We start from the raw sequence: 18,750 nt of genomic DNA, 5'->3' as shown, positions 1-18,750 counted from the left end.
GCGGCGGCGCGGTGCCTTAACCCATTATTCTACCAGAGCAGGGTGCTGCCGAATTAAAATGCAGCTTTTGTCGAATCGTCATCCAGGAGCCGCATGCCCCGCTTTTACTGCCCTTTGCCCCTCGCCGTCGGGACCACGGTCGACCTGCCGGAAACGGTGGTGCGCCACCTGCAGGTGCTGCGCATGGCGCCGGGCGACCCGCTCAAATTGTTCAACGGCCAGGGTGGCTGCTGGCGCGCCGCCCTCGCCTTCCTCGACAAGAAGCGCGCGCAAGCCAGCGTGACCGGGTTCGATGAGCGCGAGGCCGAGCTGCCGTTTGCGGTGACGCTGGCGCAGGGGCTGCCCGAAGGTACAAAGATGGACTGGATCGTCGAGAAGGCGGTCGAGCTGGGGGTGGCCGCGGTGCAGCCGCTGGCGGCGCAGCGCTCGGTGGTCAAGCTGGCCGGCGAGCGCGCCGACAAGCGTATCGCGCACTGGCAAGCCGTGGTGGTGGCGGCCAGCGAGCAGTGCGGGCGCAACCGGCTGGCCCGGGTCGCGCCGCTGGCGCAATATGGCCAGTGGATCGCGCAGCCGGCGGCGCAGCCGCGCATCCTGCTGTCGCCGCGCGCGTCGCAGTCGCTGCCGGCATGGGCGGCGGCCAACCAGCCGCAGGACGTGTGCATCGTCATCGGGCCCGAGGGCGGGTTCTCCGAGCAGGAAGAGGATCTGGCCGTGGCCGGCGGCGCGCTGATGCTGTCGATGGGGCCGCGCGTGCTGCGCACCGAGACGGCGGGGCTGGCGGCGCTGGCGGCGCTGGCCGCGCTGTGGGGCGGCATGTCATCCGCCACAGGCACGCCGGGCCGGTAAAAAAAACGCCCCGGCAAGCCGGGGCGTCTTGGCGTTCAAGCCTGGTTCATCAGAACCGGTGGTTGAACTCGGCCGACAGGCGCATCGAGCGCGCCGGCGTGTACGACGACACCGAGTTGTAGTTCACGCTGATGCCACCGGAGCCGCTGTTGTACTGCTCGTTGTACTTGGCCACGTCCTGGCTGTTGAACACGTTGAACACGTCCAGCTTCAGGGCCAGGCCCTCGAAGACCTTCGGACGGTACACCAGGTTCAGGTCCAGGCTCTTGGTCCACGGCAGGCGGCCCATGGTGCCACGCGGTGCCGGCACATTCTTGTCCCAGGTCGAGCCAAAGCAGAAGTGCTCGACGCCGTAGTTCGGCGACTGGCCCACCTGTTGCCAGTCCGGATCCGAGGCCGGGTTCGGGTCCCAGCCCAGGCAGCCGCGCGGACGGCCCGACTGGATCGACAGGTTGCCGCCCACGGTCCATTCCTGGGTGATGTCGTAGAAGCCGAACGCCTTGATCTGGTGCAGGCGGTCGTTCGGCAGCAGGCCGTTGGCGTAACGCATGATGCCCGAGTAGTCCCAGGTCGTGGTCGCCGCCACGTCGCCCTGGCCGGTGTTCAGGTCGGACAGGGTCTGGCCTTCGGTGTTGCCGGTGCTGCGCGACAGGGTGTAGTTGACCTTGCCGTACCAGCCGTTGCGGTACGGGTGCTCCAGGAACAGGTCCAGCGCCTTGTACACGCGCTTCGGTTTCTCGAAGCCCAGCTCGGCGGCGGTCAGGTGCACCTTGGTGTACTGGCCGTTCTGCATGAAGTCGATCATGAAGTCCTGGTCTTCGCCGGGATTGAACGACGCGCACTGGAAGTACGGGTAGATCGGGTTGTCAGCCGGGTCGAAGTCGGCCTCCCCTGCCATCTTGATGCCGTGGGCCAGCGCATAGCGGCGGAACGGGCGGCCGTCGCAGAAGTCGTCGATGGTCGACTTGAGCGTGCGGTAGGTCACCTTGGCGCCCCAGTTCAGCGACGGCGAGTAGGCCTGCTCGAAGCCGAGGGTCAGCTCGTCCTGGCGCGACGGCTTCAGGTTGAGCGAAGCGACCGTCTTCGGATCCTTCGGCTGGCCGAATTCGCCGTTGGCCGAGACCGGCACAGTCAACTGCGTCAGGCCGGTCGGCTGGCCGTTCTTGTCGGTGCCGGTGTAGCTGTAGTACTGGCTGGTGTTCTGCGAACCGTTGGCGCCGCGCAGCGCGACCACGGTCGGCATCTGCACGGTGTAGCGGCCGGCGCTGCCGAACACCTTCAGCGACGAGTCGCCGTTCACGTCCCACACGGCGCTGGCGCGCGGCTGGATGATGTTCTTCTGCTCCAGGTACGACACATGGGCCGAGTTCTGGTTCTCGAAGCTCTCGTTACGCACGCCGATCGTCACCAGCAGGTCCTTGGTCACCTTCCAGTTGTCCTCGATGTACTGGGCACTCTGCTTGGAGAACGCGTCCGACGCGGTGGACGAGATGGTCTTGGCCACGTAGTAGCCCTGCGATGCCAGCGGGCCGTTGCCGGAGAACGCGGGGATATTACCGCCCGGCACCGGGGTGGACTTGGTCGGATCGTCCACCTTGCCGTACGTCCAGGTCCAGCCACCGGCAGTCACCGTGCCCGCGGCCAGCGAGGAGACCTTGATCTTGTCGATACCGGCGCGCAGCGTGTGGCTGCCCAGCTTGTATTCGAGGTCGGCACGGAAGAAGTCAACGTCGTCGTACGACGGCGATGAGGCCAGGGTGGTGAATTTCTGCGGGCTGAGGTAGTTCAGGCCCGGCGCCTGGAACTCGGGCGAGGCGTTCGCGCCCGGCATGGTCGGGTCATAGCCGCCCGGCTCGGTGATGTGCTCGGTATGGCTGCGGCCGCCCAGCGCGGTGACGGTCAGGTTGTCGGTCAGGTTGCCGGTATAGCGCAGGATCTGCACTTCGGCGCCGTTCGGCGCGGCCGCGGTGCCCGGGGACTCCTCGTGCAGCGTCGACTTCACGACGCCACCCGGGGTGTGCGTCTTGTAGTCATAGGCACGGTACGAGGTGTCCACGGTCGGCAGGTCGCCCAGCTGGGTGAACTCGAGGCGGTGCTCGTCGGTGATGTTCCAGTCGAACTTGGTGTAGTAGCGCAGGGTCTTGACCATGCGGTCGCGGTAGCCCTGGCTGGCCAGCAGGCTGGCCGAGTCGTTCTGGTTGCGGTTGATGCTGTGCTGGTCGGACTTGGTGTTTTCCACCGCCGCGAACATGAACAGCTTGTCCTTGACGATCGGACCGCCGACATACGCGCCGAGCTGGTCGGTCGTGACCTCGTTGACGTGGTAGTCGGTGCGCGAGATGCCCTTGTTGGGGCTGGTGTCGGCGAAGTAGGCGTCCTTCTGCTTGCTGCGCAGGCGGTTCGGGGCGGTGCTGGCCAGCGCGCCCACTTCCCAGTTGTTGGTACCGCTCTTGCCGGTGATGTTGACCACGCCGCCGACCGAACGGCCGAACTCCGCGCCGTAGCCGCCGGTCTTGATCTCGGCCTGGGCGATGGCGCCGAACGGCAGCTCGGAAGCGCCCAGCTGGGTCAGCGGGTTGGTGACCGGCATACCGTTGATGTAGTACGCGTTTTCCGACGGGCCGCCGCCACCGATCGAGGCGCCGGCGATGTAGGTCGGGTCGCTCTTGGTGGTGTTCGGGGCCAGCTGGATGATCGCATCGACGTTGCGCGCGACCGGCAGCTTGGCCAGTTCCCTGGCGGTGAAGGTGGCGCCATTGGAGGCGCTGGTGACGTCGATGCGGCTGCGGCGGCCGGTCACCTCGACCTTGGCCACGCCGCCGCTGACGAAGACGGCTTCCACGCCCTGGCCGGCGATGACCTCGACCTCCGAGGTCTGGCCGTTCATGCTGCCGCCCTGCAGGGTGGCGCGGTAGCGGCCGATGGCCAGCGCCGACGCGGTGAACGAACCGGAGCCGTCCACCTGGACGGTACGTTGCTGGTTGGTGTCCAGGTTGCGGAGCACCACCGAGGTGGCGGCGCCCGGGGCAACCTTACCGTACACGGTACCGGCGGCGTTCGACTGGGCGGCCGCCGGCTGCATCACCGCGGCCGACAGCGCGGCCGTGGAAAATGCGATCGACAAAGCGCGAGCTACAACAGTTTTTCGTAACATGTGATTTCCTATTTGTTTTCCGGACGAATAAATCACTATTCAGCGCCGGGAAGGTTATGCGTTTTGAATCACCTGTAATGCTTTTTGTCCCAACTTATTTCTCTCTTCCACCTGAAGGTGAAAAATTCATTCTCTTTGCGATTTGTCAAAGAAAGTGAACTTAAACATAGAAACATATCGAAACTTCAAGTGTCAACTTTGCACAACCGTGAAATGCATATAAACAACAGTAACTATTCGCGCCGCATGCGCGGGCGCTGAAGGCGAAAAAAAAGCCGCCCCGAGGGGCGGCTTTGCCGGTGACGCTGGTTGATCAGAAGCGGTGGTTGTACTCCACCGTGAAGCGGGCCGAACGCGGCGCGGTGTAGCCGACGAAAGCGCCCGGGGTATTCCAGGTCGCGTTGCGGCTGCCGTCGTCGGTGTTGTACAGCTGGTCGACCTGCTGCACCGTCTGCTTGTTGAGCACGTTGAACACGTCCACCTTCAACGACAGGCCCTTGACCGCGGCCGGACGGTAGGTGAGCGACGCATCCAGGCGCACATCCCACGGCAGGCGGCCGGCCGAGCCTTGCGGCGACGGCGGGTTCTTGCCGGACGGGCCGAAGCAGTAGTGGTAGGCCGCGCCGTAGTCCGGGAAGCCGTCGGTCTGCTTGTCGATCGGGTAAGTACCCAGGCAGGTGATCGGCATGCCCGAGGCGGCCAGGAAGTTGCCGCCCAGGATCCACTCAGGCGTCATTTCCCAGTAGCCGTAGGCCTTGATCTGGTGCGTACGGTCGTTCGGCAGCAGGCCGTTGGCGTACTCCATGATCTCGTAGTGGTCCCAGGTCTGGGTTGCCGCCACGTCGGTCTGGGCCACCGCGGACAGGGTCTGGCCTTCGGTATTGCCCTTGCTGCGCGACCAGGTGTAGTTCACCTTGCCGTACCAGCCGTTGCGCATCGGGTGCTCGAGGAACAGGTCCAGCGCGGTGTAGGTGCGCTCGGGCTTGCCGAAGCCCATGTCTTTGGCCGACAGCGTCACCGGGGTCAGGTTCTTGCCGGTGCCCGAGAAGTCGACCAGGAAGTCGTTGGTCTCGCCCGGGTTGATCGAGGCGCACATGAAGCCGTTCCAGTTGTCCTCGTTCACGTTATGCGCGGCCGCCCAGGCGTCGAACGGACGCTGGTCGCACCAGTCGTCGATCGTGGTGCGCAGCTTGCGGTAGGTGACCTTGGCGCCGAAGTTCATCTCCGGCGAGTACATGCGCTCGAAACCGAGCGTGAACTCATCCTGGTAGGACGGCTTCAGGTTCTGCGCGGCCACCGTCTCGGGCAGCTTGGCCTGGCCAAACTCGTTGTCCGGCGACACCAGCGGGGTCAGCGCGGTGAGGCCGGTCGGCTGGCCGTCCGCGCCCACGCCCGTGTAGGTGTAGAACGTGCGGGTGTAGGTCGAACGCGAAGCGCCGCGGATCGCGATGTGGGTCGGGATCTGGATCGAGTAGCGGCCCAGCGAGCCGAACACCTTCAGGCTGGCGTCGCCGTAGGCATCCCAGACCGCCGACAGGCGCGGGTTGATCTGGTTGTCCATCTTCAGGAACGGCTGGCGGTCGCCGTTCAGGTTCTTGTACTGCTCGATGCGCACGCCGCCGGTGACCAGCAGGTCCTTGGTCAGCTGCCAGCGGTCTTCCAGGTACTGCGCCGACTGGTTCGAGAACGCGGCGGTCACGTCTTCGAAGATCTGCTTGCGCACGTAGTAGCCGGCCGCAGCCAGCGGGCCGGAACCGTTGTTGACCTTGGTCTTGTAGCCGGTCAGCGACTGGAGGTCGTTCGGGGTGTCGGTCTTGAAGTAGGTCCAAGTGAAGCCGCCGGCGGTCACGTCGCCCGCGCCGTAGGACGACAGCTTGTTGTCGTCGATACCTGCGCGCAGCGTGTGGTCGCCCAGCTTCCACTCCAGGTCCACGCGGGTGGACTTGACCTTGTCGTACGAGTAGTCCGTGTTGATGCGTTGGCCCGCGAACGGCTGCGGGTTGTTGTAGACCAGGCCCGGGGCCTTGGCGGCCTGGCTGTCGAAGGCGATGCCCGGCACCGTCGGGTTGTAGCCCATGCGGTCGTTGACGTGGTCGGTCTTGTTCTCGCCGTACAGCACCTGCAGGGTCAGGGCATCGGTCAGGTTGCCGGTGTAGCGCAGGATGTTGGTCTTGGCGCCGATGGTCGGCGTGATGTTGGCCACGCTCTCGAAATGGCCGCCCGAGACCACCTTGCCGGTGTGCGCGAAGGTGTTGTAGTTGAAGTCCGAGTAGCGCAGGTCCGATTCCGGCTTGTCGCCGATCGAGGTCCACTCCAGCCGGTGGTTGTCGGTGATGTTCCAGTCGAACTTGGCCAGGTAGCGGGTGGTGGTGTTCTTGCGGTCCAGCCAGCCCGACGGGAGGCTGCCGTCGGTGTCGGCTTCGTCCGAGGTGCGCGCCACGCCGTTGCGCTTCTGGTTGGTGCGCTCAGCGGCGATGAACATGAACAGCTTGTCCTCGATGATCGGGCCGCCCACGTAGGCGCCGACGCGGTGCTGGCTGTCGCTGGTCAGGTCGTTCTTGGCGTACAGGGTGCCGTCGGTGGCCTGGTCGTTGTGCGCGTAGTACACATTGCGCGCCTTCGAACGCAGCGCGTTCGGCTCGATGCTGGCCTGGGCGCCGGCTTCCCAGTTGTTGGTGCCGGACTTGGTGGTGATGTTCATCACGCCGCCGATCGAGCGGCCGAACTCGGCGCCGAAGCCGCCGGTCAGCACCTGGGCCTGGGCGATCGCGCCAAACGGCAGCTCGGACGCGCCCAGCTGGGTCAGCGGGTTGGTGACCGGGAAACCGTTGATGTAGTAGGCGTTCTCGGAAGCGCCGCCGCCGCCGAACGAGGCGCCGGCCGCGTAGCGCGGGTCGGCGCGGGTGGTGTTCGGGGCGAGCTGGACGATCGCCGAGACGCTCTGTTCGATCGGCAGCTGGGCCAGTTCCTTGGCGGTGAAGGTGGCGCCGTTGTTGGCGCTCGAGACGTCGATGCGGCTGCGGCGGGCGGTGATTTCGACCTTCGCCACGTTGCTGAACGAGGCATCCACGCCCTGGCCGATCAGCACGTCCACCTCGGTGGTGTTGACGACTTTGCCCTCGCGCATCAACTCGACCTTGTAGTGGCCCGGCGGCATGGCAGAGGCCTGGTAGCGGCCACTGGCGTCAGGCGTCACGGTGCGGCGCAGGCCGGTTTCCGTGTTACTGAGCACGACCGTGGCGCCGGCAGCGCCGTCGACACGACCGTAAACGTTACCCGAAGCGTTCGATTGCGCCATTGCGGGCTCCACCACCGCAACACTGAGCGCCGCAGCGCCAAAGGCAATCGACAAAGCATGTACCAACACGGTTTTTCTTAGCATTTGATTTCCTTTAGGTAATGCCCCGTGCCCAACATAGGCCCGGTTCAGCCGCTACCGGCCTGGCGCCCGGATTGCGTCCGGTGCCGCGTGTGTCCCTCACGACCGGTAACAAGTCGGCAATGTGAACATGCTAATAATCGCGAATCAAGTAACAATTTGTAGCTGCCGTTAAAAACAACAGATTGTAAAAATATAAATACATTGTGGGGAAGATTTGTTTGACAATCTTGTGACATTGCATCACATTTGGCCCTTCCCCAGCCCCGCGCGCGCCGCCGGCCGCCCAAATGAAAACCGCCCCTGGCGGGGCGATGTGGTGCGCCGGGATTGGCGCAGCGGGCCAGCCGGGCGGCTGGCGCGGCGCCTTACTTGCCGCCTTGCATCTCCGGCATCATCTCCTGCTGGCGCTTGAAGTCTTCCTTGTCCACGAACTTGCGCTCGTCGGCCATGGCGCGCGTGTTCTTGCGCGGCAGATGCGTGCCCAGCGGGGTATAGGTCTCCTCGTGGCTGGCCACCTGGCCGCCTTCGGTGGCCGCGCAGCCAGCCAGTACGGCAACACCAACCGCGGCAAAAATCAATTTCCTCAAGTTCTACTCCTTCAGTTAATCGGGTGATCTGGGCGACGAGCTGGAAAGCCTGCCAACCCACGAGTCTATCAGGGCGCGCTACAGAAATTGTATTGGATTGCAACCAATAGTCACCGCAGAAAGAAAAATGGCGGGCCGGCCGGTCACGAGGACCGGGCCGGCCCGCCATTGGGCCACCCGTGCACGGCGGCAGCTGCGCCGCCGTGCCTGCCGTCGGTTAGAACGTGTAGTTCAGGCCGAGGCTGTAGAAGCGGCCGATTGCGCCAGCCTGGTGCAGCGATGCGTTATACGCAGTCTGCGCGCCAGCGTTGCCGTAGGTCGACACGTCGATCGGCGGCTGACGGTCGAACAGGTTCAGGATCGAACCCTTCAGGGTCAGGTTCTTGCTGAGCTTGTACTGCACGTTCAGGTTGGTCGTGGTGAACGACGCAACGTGGCAGTAGTTGCCCGGCTGGACCAGGTTCTGGAAGAAGTTACGGCCGCCCACGTCGCCGGCGGTCGATGCGCAGTCAGTACCGCCCACCGACGGATCCAGGCTCGAGAAGTCGCTGACGTAGTTCATGGTGCCAGTCACGTCCAGCGGGCCGCGGGTCCAACCCAGGGTGAACTGGGCGCGGTCTTTCGGGTTACCGGTGGCGCCACCGACGACCGACGGGCCGTGGGTGCCGGCCAGCTGGTAGGTCACGCCATCAGCCGCTTCGGTGATGTAGCTGAACACGTGGTTGACCGACAGGCCAGCACGCAGGGTGCCCATCTCGCCCATGTTCCAGCGGTAGCGCACGTCAGCTTCGACGCCGCTGGTCTTGGTGCCGCCCAGGTTGATGTACGGCGACTTCGCGTACAGGATCGGACCGGCAGCCGGCAGGCCAACGTGGCTGGTGCCGTCGCCGTTCGAGATGTCGACCGGGGTGATCGGGCCACGGGCAAAATCCGGGAAGAAGGTCGGGTCGTTACCGGCTGCGGTCACGATCTGGTTCTTCACCTGGATGTTGTAGTAGTCCAGCGAGGCGTTCAGGTTCTTCAGCGGCTCGATGATGATGCCGAAGTTATACGAGTTCGACTTCTCCGGCTCGAGGTTGCCGCCGGTGGTCTGCACGTAGGTCGGGTTGATCGCGCAAGCGCCGGTCACGACACTGCCTGCATTGGTGTTCTTGCCGCCTTTGCAGTTGATCGGGTCGTTGATCACGTTAAACGTGAAGAACGAACCGGCATTGCCGGTCTCGGCCGGGTTCGGGGCACGGAAGCCGCGCTCGTAGCTGCCGCGGAAGCCGATCATCTGCGACGGGGTCCACTTGAACTTGGCAGCCGGGGTGAACGAGTTGCCGTAGGTGTCGTAGTGGTCGTAACGGCTGGAGAAGTCCAGTTCCAGGTTCTTGATCGGGGTGGCCTGCAGCTCGGCGAAGACCGCGCTGTTGGTTTCCTTGCCGATCACGAAGGCGTCGGTGTTGCCGGTGCGGCCGATACGCGACATCTCCGACGGCGGCGCGTTCTGCTCACGCTTGTGCCAGTGTGCGCCCACTGCCAGGGCCAGCGGGCCTGCGCCCAGTTGCATCAGCTCGCGCGAACCGACCACGTCGACGTAGTTCAGCTTCGATTCCATGTGGTTCGAGAAGCGCGGCGAGATCTTGTCGACCAGGGCCGGCGAGTTGCCGCCGGCCGGGTTCCAGCCGTTCGGATCGTTCGGGTTCGCGCCGTACGCGTTGATGGCGGCGTACAGGGCCGAGCGGTCGAGGTAACCGCTGTAGTCGATGTCCAGCGCAACCTTGGTCAGGCCGGCAGCAGCGTTGATGTCCCAACCGAAAGCGTTACCCTTCAGGTCAGCCGCGAAGCGGGTGCTCTTGGAGGTGTTGTCGCGGGTGATGGTCGGGTCCACGCCCGGGACGTAGCCGTACATACGTGCGGCAGCGCCCAGCTTGTTGAACGAGGCGGTGGCCGGGATCAGGGTGCTTGCCACGCGGCCGATACCGCTGGTCAGGACGCCGTTCCAGTACGAAGTGGTGCCGCCGAAGGTGGTCGGGTTGTAGGCCAGCGGGTTGGCGCCGCGGTTGTTGATGCTGTTACGCTGGAACATCGAGGCCTTCAGGCCCAGTTCCCAGTCGCCAGCCAGCTTCTTGGTGAAGCCGGCCATCACGTTGACGTTCTCGGTCGGCGGCGCGATGTACGAGAAGGTGTTGCGCACGGCGCAGGCACCGGCACGGTACTTGACGAAATCGCAGTCCGAGGTCAGGAACTGGTAGTTGGCCGGGTTGTCGACGTTGGCCACGCCAGCCGGGTTGGTGCCTGCCGGGTTGTACAGGAACGGAACGCTGGCCGCGGTCAGCTTGCCGTTCAGGCTGGTCGGCACGCCCAAGGTCAGGTTGTTACCGCCGCGCGAACGCCAGTCCGCGTTGTCCCACTGGAACATCTCGCGGTCGGACATCTTGATCCCGCCCTGGCGGCGCCATTCGGCCGTCACGTAGGCGTTGTAGCCGTCCGTGTCCAGGTCACCGAAGCCGGTGCTGAACGAAGCGCGGTGGGTCTTGCCGCCGCCGTGCTGGGTGTTGCCGGTCTCGGCGCCCAGGCGGGTGCCGGTCAGGTTTTTCTTCAGCTTGATGTTGACCACGCCGGCGATTGCGTCCGAACCGTACAGCGACGATGCGCCGCTCTTCAGGATTTCGATCGATTCAATCGCGTCAAACGGGATCGAGGAGACGTCCACGAAGGAACGCTGGGAGTCGTCCGACAGCGGATACGAGGCCATGCGGTGGCCGTCGATCAGCACCAGGGTTGCGCCGACGGTCAGGCCGCGCAGCGACACGCCGGTGGCGCCGTTCGCGAACGCGCCAGCGAAGCCGGTGCCCAGGGTACCGGCGCCGTTGGCGGCCAGGTCGGTCAGCAGCTCGGCGACCGAGGTCTTGCCGCTCTTCTGGATGTCGGCGGCGGTCAGCACTTGCACCGGGGCCGTGGTCTCGGTGTCGGTACGGCTGATCAGGGAGCCGGTCACGACCACGCGCTGGATGTTTTGGCCATCTTGCTGTGCGAACGCAGGGGTCGCAAACAGCGCGCCGCTGGCGATCACGGACGCGATCGCGAAGGGCATCGACTTCATTTTCAACATGATTTACATCTCCTTGGCATTTGCTTGGGATTGCTGTTTTTTCTCTTCCTGCCGGTTGCCCGACCATTCCGGTGCCGGCTCGGTATGGATCTGTATTTTGTCCATACGTGAGGGCTGAATGGGAACACAATCAATTGCGCAATGTCAATGAAACAATTAATGCACGATTAAAAACCAACACTTTGAAGTAAGAACTGCACGCCAAAACCGTTGATTATCGAAACATACATACCTCTCATACCGCGCCGTTTTTGCGGCTGAGAAGGTTTTCCGCAGTATGGGCGCCGCAGGTAAAATAGCGGATTGCCCCAGGAACCGAACATGCTGCGAATCACTGAACTGAAGCTCCCCCTCGACCACGCCGACGACGCCCTGCCGCGCGCGATTGCAGAGCGGCTTGGCATCGGCCCGGAAGCGCTGCGCCACTACACCGTGCACAAGCGCGCCTACGACGCGCGCCGCAAATCGGCCATCGTGCTGATCTACACGATCGATGCCGAGGTTGCCGACGAACACGCGGTGCTGGAACGCCACCACGGCGACCCGCACATCGGCGTCACGCCGGACATGGCCTACCACTTCGTGGCCAACGCCAGCATGCTGCCGCCGGGCAGCGAACGCCCGGTGGTGATCGGCATGGGCCCGTGCGGGCTGTTCGCGGCGCTGATCCTGGCCCAGATGGGCATGCGCCCGATCGTGCTCGAGCGCGGCAAGATCGTGCGCGAGCGCACGGTCGACACCTTCGGCTTCTGGCGCCAGCGCAAGCTCAACACCGAGTCGAACGTGCAGTTCGGCGAAGGCGGCGCCGGCACCTTCTCGGACGGCAAGCTGTACACCCAGATCAAGGATCCCAAGCACTACGGGCGCAAGGTGCTGACCGAGTTCGTCGAGGCCGGTGCGCCGGAGGAAATCCTGTACGTCAGTAAGCCGCACATCGGCACCTTCCGCCTGGTGAAAATGGTCGAGCACCTGCGCCAGAAGATCATCGACCTGGGCGGCGAAATCCGCTTCGAAACGCGCGTGACCGACATCCTGGTCGAAGGCGAAGGCGCGGCGCGCCAGCTGCGCGGCGTGGTGCTGGCCAATGGCGAGACGATCCCCACGCGCCACCTGGTCGCGGCGGTGGGCCACAGCGCGCGCGACACCTTCGAAATGCTGTACGAGCGCGGCGTGTACGTCGAGGCCAAGCCGTTCTCGATCGGGTTCCGGGTCGAGCACCCGCAGTCGCTGATCGACGTATGCCGTTTCGGCCCGAACGCGGGCAACGAGATCCTCGGCGCGGCCGACTACAAGATCGTGCACCACGCCTCCAATGGGCGCTCGGTGTACAGCTTCTGCATGTGCCCGGGCGGCACGGTGGTGGCAGCGTCGTCGGAGGAAGGCCGCGTGGTCACCAACGGCATGAGCCAGTACTCGCGCAACGAGCGCAACGCCAACAGCGCGATCGTGGTCGGCATCACGCCGGCCGACTATCCGGGCCACCCGCTGGCAGGCATCGCGTTCCAGCGCGAGCTGGAGTCGCGCGCCTTTGTGCTGGGCGGCGGCAACTACGACGCGCCGGGCCAGCTGATGGGCGATTTCGTGGCCGGCCGGCCGTCGAAAGAGTTCGGCTCGGTGATCCCGTCGTTCAAGCCGGCGGTGCACCTGACCGACCTGTCCACCGCCCTGCCCGAGTATGCGATCACCGCCATGCGCGAGGCCTTCGTCGCCTTCGACAAGCAGATCAAGGGCTACTACAAGCAGGACGCGGTGCTGACTGGCGTGGAGACGCGCACCTCGTCGCCGATCCGCATCAAGCGCGACGACGACACGCTGCAAAGCCTGAACACGCACGGCCTGTTCCCGGCCGGCGAGGGCGCGGGCTACGCGGGCGGCATCATGTCGGCCGCCATCGACGGCATCCGCGTGGCCGAAGCGGTGGCGCGCTCGATGGTCGCGTAAGGCGTGGCCAGCACCACCGGCAATCCCTTCGTTCCCGCGCTGGCGGTGGCCGCGGCCATGGTGTCGCAGTACGCCGGCGCGGCCTTCGCCAAGCACCTGTTCCCGCTGGTGGGCAGCGAAGGCGTGGTGGCGCTGCGCGTGGGCCTGTCCGCGCTGATCCTGCTGGGCTGGTTGCGGCCGTGGCGAACGCCGCCAACGCGCGCCGAGCTGCCCACGCTGCTGCTATACGGCGTCACGCTCGGCTGCATGAATCTGCTGATCTACCGCGCGTTCGCGCTGATCCCGATCGGGATCGCGGTGGCGATCGAGGTGACCGGGCCGCTGGCGCTGGTGCTGCTGTCCTCGCGCCGCCCGCGCGACTTCGGCTGGCTGGCCTGCGCCGCGTTCGGCCTGTGGCTGCTGTTGCCGCTGCACGCCGGCGCCGCGCAGCTCGACCCGAAAGGCATCGCGTATGCGTTCGGCGCGGCGGCGTGCTGGGCGCTGTACATCGTGTTCGGCAAGCGCGCATCCAGCGTGCAGGGCGGCGGCGTGGTGGCCTGGGGCATGCTGGCGGCCAGCCTGTTCATCGTGCCGGTCGGCGCCTACTATGCCGGACCGAGCCTGCTGGCCCCAAGCGTGCTGCTGGGCGGCCTGGCGGTGGCGGTGCTGTCGTCGGCCCTGCCCTACACGCTGGAGATGATCGCGCTGCGGCGCCTGCCGCGGCGCGTGTTCGGCATCATGGTCAGCTCCTCGCCGGCGGTCAGCGCCCTGGCAGGTTTCGCGGTGCTGGGCGAGCGCCTGGGCGCCATCCAATGGCTCGCGATCGCGCTGGTGATGCTGGCCTCAGGCGCAAGCGCCTGGACCGGCACGCGCGACGCCTGAGCGTGTGGACAGCAACCGGGCCGGTGCGTAGACTAGCCCGGTTGCCAACCCGTCCAAGAAAGCCTTGCCGATGCGCCGCCTTGCCCTGCCCCTTCTTGCCTTCGCCTGCTCGCCGCTGTTTGCCGCCGACTACGTGTTGCCCGCCACGCCCTCCACGGTGGCATGGGGCTACTACTCGGGCCTGGCCAAGCCCGCGCTGACGGTGCATTCGGGCGACACGGTGCGCATGCAAACCCTGTCCACCTGCGGCTCGCCCGAGCGCATGATCGAGCGCGGCGTGAAGCCCGAGCAGATCCCGCCCTACACCGCCGCCATCTACAAGGAGGTGACGGACAAGGGGCCGGGCGGCCACATCCTGACCGGCCCGGTGGCGATTGCCGAGGCCGAGCCGGGCGACGTGCTCGAAGTGCAGATCCTGAAGGTGGACCTGGACGCGGACTTCGCCTGCAACGCCTTCGGCCTGGGCAAGGGCTTCCTGCCGATGGACTACCCGTACAGCGGCTCGAAGATCATTCCGCTCGATCGCAAGAACATGATCGGCCACTTCGGTCCCGGCATCGAGATCCCGCTCAAGCCGTTCTTCGGCAGCATGGGCGTGGCCCCGGCCGGCGGCAAGATCGACAGCGCGCCGCCGTTCGCGCACGCGGGCAACCTGGACAACAAGGAGCTGGTGGCCGGCACCACGCTGTACATCCCGGTGGCGGTGAAGGGCGCGCTGTTCGAGGCCGGCGACGGCCACGCGGCGCAGGGCAACGGCGAGGTGGACATCACGGCGCTGGAGACCTACCTGTCCGGCACCTTCCGCTTTGTCGTGCACAAGAACCGCCACCTGGTGTGGCCGCGCGCCGAAACGCCGACCCACTACATCTCGATGGGCTTTTCCAAGGACCTGAAGGAAGCGACCGAGCTCGCGCTGCGTGACATGATCAAGTTCCTGATGGAGGAAAAGCACCTGTCGCGCGACGACGCCTACATGCTCTCGAGCGCGGCGGTGGACATGGAAATCACGCAGCTGGTGGACGGCAATGTGGGAGTGCACGCGATGTGTCCGAAGAAGATCTTCACCGGCGCGCACCGGTAGGGTGGGCACTTGTGCCCACGCGATGGTACGCGCCGCGTGAACCGCGTGCGCTCAAGAGCACACCCTACAGCCAACCGGATTTCCTGAAGCGGTAGTACAGGTAACCGCACACCACCACCATGATCGCCACCGCGACCGGGTAGCCGTAGTGCCAGTGCAGCTCGGGCATGAATTCGAAGTTCATGCCCCACAGGCCGGCGAACGCGGTGAACACGGCAAAGATGGCCGCCCATGACGCCAGCCGCTTGGTCACCTCGCCCTCGCTGATCGTCACCAGCGACAGGTTCACCTGGATTGCGATGCTGATCGTATCGCGGATCGTGTCGAGGCGCCCGTTGATGCGGTGCAGGTGATCCTGCACGTCGCGGAAGTAGTCCTGCACCTTGAGCGCCAGCGTGGGCACGCGCCCGCCGTGCAGGCGCCCGACCGCCTCGAGCAGCGGCGTGACGGCGTGGCGCAGCGTGAGCGTCTTGCGCTTCAGGTCGTACAGCTGCTCCACGTTCTCGCGCTGGGCGCGACCGCGAAAGATGCGCTCCTCGATCTGTTCCAGCTCCTCTTCCAGTGCCTCGATGACCGGGAAGTAGCGGTCCACCACCGCGTCCATCAGCGCGTACAGCACGAAACCGGAGCCCTTTTTCAAGAGGTGCGGCTCGCGCTCTGCGCGCGCGCGCACGCCCAGGAAGCCCTGCAGCGAATCGCGCCGCGCCGACAGCACGTAGTTGGGCCCGACAAAGACCGCGACCTCGCCCACCGCCAGCTCGCCGTCCTTCAGTTCGACCGTATGCATGACGGCGAACACGGACTCGCCGTATTCCTCGATCTTGGGACGCTGGTGGCCGCGCATTGCGTCTTCCACGGCCAGTTCGTGCAGGCCGAACTCCTCCTGCATCTTGGCCATCTCGGCCTCGTCGGCGTCGCGCAGCGCCACCCAGACAAAGCAGCCGGGCTTGGCGAGGTAGTCGCTGATGTCCTCGACCGGGATGTCGGAGAGCTTTTTACCTTCCTGGTAGGCGACGCAGTTGATCAGCATGAGGACGAAGGGCAGACACGGATAAGCGGAGCTTACACCATCCGGCCCGGCCGCACGGCTGCCGTAGGGTGGGCTCTCGAGCCCACGCGGGTGGGCACACGGCGCGTGCATCCGCGTGGGCTCGAGAGCCCACCCTACGGGCCTGCGTGAACCGATCAGCCGTCGTCGCGTGCGCCGTCGATGCCCAGCTCCGCGATCTTGCGGGTGATGGTGTTGCGCCCGATGCCCAGCCGCTGCGCGGCATCGTTCTTGCGCCCGTGCGTGAACTTGAGCGCGGCCTTGATCAGCGCCGACTCGAACTGCCGCCCCAGCACGTCCATGATCTCGTGGTTGCCGGCGCTGAGCATGCTGGCCGCCTGCAGCTCCAGCAGCCCGGTCCAGCCGTCGGGCGCCGGCGGCACGGTCATGGGCGCGGCGAACGCTTCGGCTTGCGCCGGCGCGGCCTGCGTGGTGGCGGCCGGCAGCCCCGCCGTCTCGTTGGCCAGGTCGCGCGGCAAGTCCTTGACCTCGACCATCTGGCCCGGCGCCATCACCGTGATCCAGTTGCACAGGTTTTCGAGCTGGCGCACGTTGCCGGGCAGTTCCAGCGTGGCCAGGTAGTTCACCGCTTCGTCCGACAAGCGCTTGGGCTCCACCCCAAGCTGGTGCGCGCTTTGCACCAAAAAGTGGCGCGCCAGCAGCGGAATGTCCTCGCGTCGCTCGCGCAGCGGCGGCAGGCGCAGGCGGATGACGTTCAGGCGGTGGTACAAGTCCTCGCGAAACAGCCCGTCGCGCACGCGCTGTTCCAGGTTCTGGTGGGTGGCCGCGATCACGCGCACATTGGCCTTGACCGGCTGGTGGCCGCCCACGCGGTAGAAGTGGCCGTCGGAGAGCACGCGCAAGAGCCGCGTCTGCAGGTCGAACGGCATGTCGCCGATCTCGTCGAGGAACAGCGTGCCGCCCTCGGCCTGCTCGAAGCGGCCGCGCCGCATCGCCTGCGCGCCGGTAAAAGCGCCGCGCTCGTGGCCGAACAGCTCGGATTCGAGCAGGTCCTTGGGGATGGCGGCGGTGTTGATCGCCACGAACGGCTCGCTTGCGCGCGGGCTGTGCTTGTGCAGCGCGCGCGCCACCAGCTCCTTGCCGCTGCCCGATTCGCCGGTGATCAGGACCGTCACGTTCGACTGCGACAGCCGGCCGATGGCGCGAAACACCTCCTGCATCGCCGGCGCGTGGCCGAGGATCTCGGGCGTCTCGGCCGGCATGTTCTCGACGCTGGCTTCCTCGCGCAGGCTCTCCTCGAGCGCGCGCCGGATCAGGGCCACCGCCTTGTCGATGTCAAACGGCTTGGCCAGGTAGTCGAAGGCGCCGCCCTGGAACGAGGCGACCGCCGAATCGAGGTCCGAGAATGCCGTGATCACGATGACCGGCAGGCCCGGGTGCTTGTCCTTGACCGCCTGCAGCAGGTCGAGCCCGGATTCGCCGGGCATGCGAATGTCCGACACCAGCACCTGCGGCGTCTCGCGCTCGAACGCGGCCAGTGCCTCGCGCGCGCTGGCGAAACTCTTCGTGTCCAGCCCATCGCGCGCCAGCGCCTTTTCCAGCACCCAGCGGATCGATGCGTCGTCGTCGACAATCCAGATTGGTTTCATGTGTTTCGTGTTCCCGCGCTTGTGTGGTTCGACATTGGACAGGGACACCGGCGCGCCGCGTTTATGGCAGCGGCAGCAGAATGCGGAAATCCGTCAGTCCAGGCCGGCTTTCGCACTCGATCACGCCCATGTGCTGCTGCACGAAGGTCTGTGCCAGTGTCAGCCCCAGTCCACTGCCGCCCGACCTGCCCGACACGAGCGGGTAGAACATGCGGTCGCGGATTTCGGGTGCGATGCCCGGTCCATTGTCAATGATATGCAAGTCTAATGCCAGCCCGTAGCGAACCTTGGCCAGCGTGACCTGGCGCGCCACGCGGGTGCGCAGGATGATCTCGGCGTCGCCGGCCGCAATGCGCGGCGCGAGCGCCTGGGCGGCGTTGTGCGCGATGTTGAGCACGGTCTGGATCAGCTGCTCGCGGTCGCCCCGGAACTCGGGGATCGAGGTGTCGTAGTCGCGCTTGATGGTCAGGCCGGTCGGGAACTCGGCCTGGATCAGGCTCCTCACACGCTCGCACACTTCGTGGATGTTGACGTCGCCCACGATGTGCGGGCGGCGGTGCGGCGCCAGCAGGCGGTCCACCAGCACTTGCAGGCGGTCGGCCTCCTTGATGATCACCTGCGTGTATTCGGACAGCTCGGCCGCATGGGCCGGCGGCAGCTCCAGCTCGAGCAGCTGAGCCGCGCCGCGGATGCCGCCCAGCGGGTTCTTGATCTCGTGCGCCAGGTTGCGGATCAGCTCCTTGTTGGCCTGGCTCTGGTCGAGCATGCGCTCTTCGCGGTCGAGCTTCTTCTGCTGCACGTTCTCGCGCAGCTCGATGACCACCTCGTTCTCGCCCGCGCTCGAGACGATCGTGTGCACGTGCAGCGGCTCGCGCCCGGTGCGCTCGAGCGTGAGGTCCTGGCGGCGGTCGGACCAGCGGTGCGCCAGCGCCTCGCGGCACAGGCCGGCCAGCTCGGCGCCGTTGGAAAACAGCGTGAGCAGGGTCGAGCGCGTGAGCTGCTTGTGCGATGTTTCGATCAGGTTTTCGGCGGCAGGGTTCGCGTAGCGCACCGCGCCTTCGCCGTCCACCAGCAGCACGGCGGAGGCCAGCAGTTCGAGGCCGTTGAAGCGGCCGGGGGCCGGGTCGGGTGCGCTCATTGATT

Annotated in this window: 11 protein-coding genes; 4 read left to right on the top strand and 7 right to left on the bottom strand. The window is 65.8% G+C overall.

Annotated elements, in window-relative coordinates; genetic code table 11:
• Positions 1-93: 93 nt before the first annotated feature.
• On the top strand, positions 94-846 hold the full coding sequence (locus NX774_RS20165; RefSeq protein ID WP_258824063.1) for a 16S rRNA (uracil(1498)-N(3))-methyltransferase: 753 nt from the start codon (positions 94-96) through the stop codon (positions 844-846).
• Positions 847-895: 49 nt separating this feature from the next.
• On the opposite strand, the gene NX774_RS20160 is transcribed toward NX774_RS20165, so the two are convergent.
• The 4 genes from NX774_RS20160 to NX774_RS20145 all read right to left on the bottom strand — a co-directional run bounded on the left by NX774_RS20160 (position 896) and on the right by NX774_RS20145 (position 11,066).
• The gene (locus tag NX774_RS20160; RefSeq protein ID WP_258824062.1) at positions 896-4,000 is read right to left on the bottom strand and encodes a TonB-dependent receptor; all 3,105 of its coding nucleotides are present in this window, start codon (positions 3,998-4,000) and stop codon (positions 896-898) included.
• 313 nt (positions 4,001-4,313) lie between these two features.
• Positions 4,314-7,298, bottom strand: coding sequence for a TonB-dependent receptor (locus NX774_RS20155; RefSeq protein ID WP_258824061.1), 2,985 nt, complete (start codon positions 7,296-7,298; stop codon positions 4,314-4,316).
• Positions 7,299-7,747: 449 nt separating this feature from the next.
• A complete protein-coding gene (locus NX774_RS20150; RefSeq protein WP_258824060.1) occupies positions 7,748-7,969 on the bottom strand; it encodes a membrane lipoprotein lipid attachment site-containing protein in 222 nt (73 codons plus the stop codon).
• 217 nt (positions 7,970-8,186) lie between these two features.
• Entirely contained in the window at positions 8,187-11,066 is a 2,880-nt protein-coding gene (locus NX774_RS20145; RefSeq protein WP_258824059.1) for a TonB-dependent receptor, read from the bottom strand.
• A 321-nt stretch (positions 11,067-11,387) separates the two neighbouring features.
• On the opposite strand from NX774_RS20145, the gene NX774_RS20140 reads away from it, so the two are divergent.
• The 3 genes from NX774_RS20140 to NX774_RS20130 all read left to right on the top strand — a co-directional run bounded on the left by NX774_RS20140 (position 11,388) and on the right by NX774_RS20130 (position 14,949).
• Positions 11,388-13,007 (top strand): NAD(P)/FAD-dependent oxidoreductase, encoded by a 1,620-nt coding sequence (locus tag NX774_RS20140; protein ID WP_258824058.1) that lies wholly within the window; start codon positions 11,388-11,390, stop codon positions 13,005-13,007.
• Between the two features lie 57 nt (positions 13,008-13,064).
• Positions 13,065-13,868, top strand: a complete 804-nt coding sequence (locus NX774_RS20135) for an EamA family transporter (protein ID WP_258824085.1) — start codon at positions 13,065-13,067, stop codon at positions 13,866-13,868.
• 70 nt (positions 13,869-13,938) lie between these two features.
• Entirely contained in the window at positions 13,939-14,949 is a 1,011-nt protein-coding gene (locus tag NX774_RS20130; RefSeq protein WP_258824057.1) for an acetamidase/formamidase family protein, read from the top strand.
• Positions 14,950-15,013: 64 nt separating this feature from the next.
• Here the strand turns inward: NX774_RS20130 and corA are convergent, their stop codons facing one another.
• From corA to glnL, 3 genes are all read right to left on the bottom strand, one after another.
• The gene (gene corA / locus NX774_RS20125; RefSeq protein ID WP_258824056.1) at positions 15,014-15,979 is read right to left on the bottom strand and encodes a magnesium/cobalt transporter CorA; all 966 of its coding nucleotides are present in this window, start codon (positions 15,977-15,979) and stop codon (positions 15,014-15,016) included.
• Positions 15,980-16,134: 155 nt separating this feature from the next.
• Positions 16,135-17,607: a nitrogen regulation protein NR(I) gene (ntrC, locus tag NX774_RS20120; RefSeq protein WP_258824055.1), complete on the bottom strand. Its 1,473-nt coding sequence runs from the start codon at positions 17,605-17,607 to the stop codon at positions 16,135-16,137.
• 61 nt (positions 17,608-17,668) lie between these two features.
• Complete coding sequence (gene glnL / locus NX774_RS20115; protein ID WP_258824054.1) at positions 17,669-18,745, bottom strand: nitrogen regulation protein NR(II); 1,077 nt, start codon at positions 18,743-18,745, stop codon at positions 17,669-17,671.
• Between the last annotated feature and the right edge of the window lie 5 nt (positions 18,746-18,750).

It is taken from the genome of Massilia agilis (genome assembly GCF_024756255.1).
GTDB lineage: Bacteria > Pseudomonadota > Gammaproteobacteria > Burkholderiales > Burkholderiaceae_D > Telluria > Telluria agilis.
The sequence above is the reverse complement of the archived record's forward strand: the minus strand, read 5'-3'. Positions and strand labels throughout refer to the sequence as shown.

What these genes read in the sequence shown, in the direction of transcription:
- NX774_RS20165 (WP_258824063.1), top strand. Translation starts at nt 94, where the DNA reads ATGCCCCGCTTTTACTGCCCTTTGCCCCTCGCCGTCGGGACCACGGTC.
- NX774_RS20160 (WP_258824062.1), bottom strand. Translation starts at nt 4,000, where the DNA reads ATGTTACGAAAAACTGTTGTAGCTCGCGCTTTGTCGATCGCATTTTCC.
- NX774_RS20155 (WP_258824061.1), bottom strand. Translation starts at nt 7,298, where the DNA reads ATGGCGCAATCGAACGCTTCGGGTAACGTTTACGGTCGTGTCGACGGC.
- NX774_RS20145 (WP_258824059.1), bottom strand. Translation starts at nt 11,066, where the DNA reads ATGTTGAAAATGAAGTCGATGCCCTTCGCGATCGCGTCCGTGATCGCC.
- NX774_RS20140 (WP_258824058.1), top strand. Translation starts at nt 11,388, where the DNA reads ATGCTGCGAATCACTGAACTGAAGCTCCCCCTCGACCACGCCGACGAC.
- NX774_RS20135 (WP_258824085.1), top strand. Translation starts at nt 13,065, where the DNA reads ATGGTGTCGCAGTACGCCGGCGCGGCCTTCGCCAAGCACCTGTTCCCG.
- NX774_RS20130 (WP_258824057.1), top strand. Translation starts at nt 13,939, where the DNA reads ATGCGCCGCCTTGCCCTGCCCCTTCTTGCCTTCGCCTGCTCGCCGCTG.
- corA (WP_258824056.1), bottom strand. Translation starts at nt 15,979, where the DNA reads ATGCTGATCAACTGCGTCGCCTACCAGGAAGGTAAAAAGCTCTCCGAC.
- ntrC (WP_258824055.1), bottom strand. Translation starts at nt 17,607, where the DNA reads ATGAAACCAATCTGGATTGTCGACGACGACGCATCGATCCGCTGGGTG.
- glnL (WP_258824054.1), bottom strand. Translation starts at nt 18,745, where the DNA reads ATGAGCGCACCCGACCCGGCCCCCGGCCGCTTCAACGGCCTCGAACTG.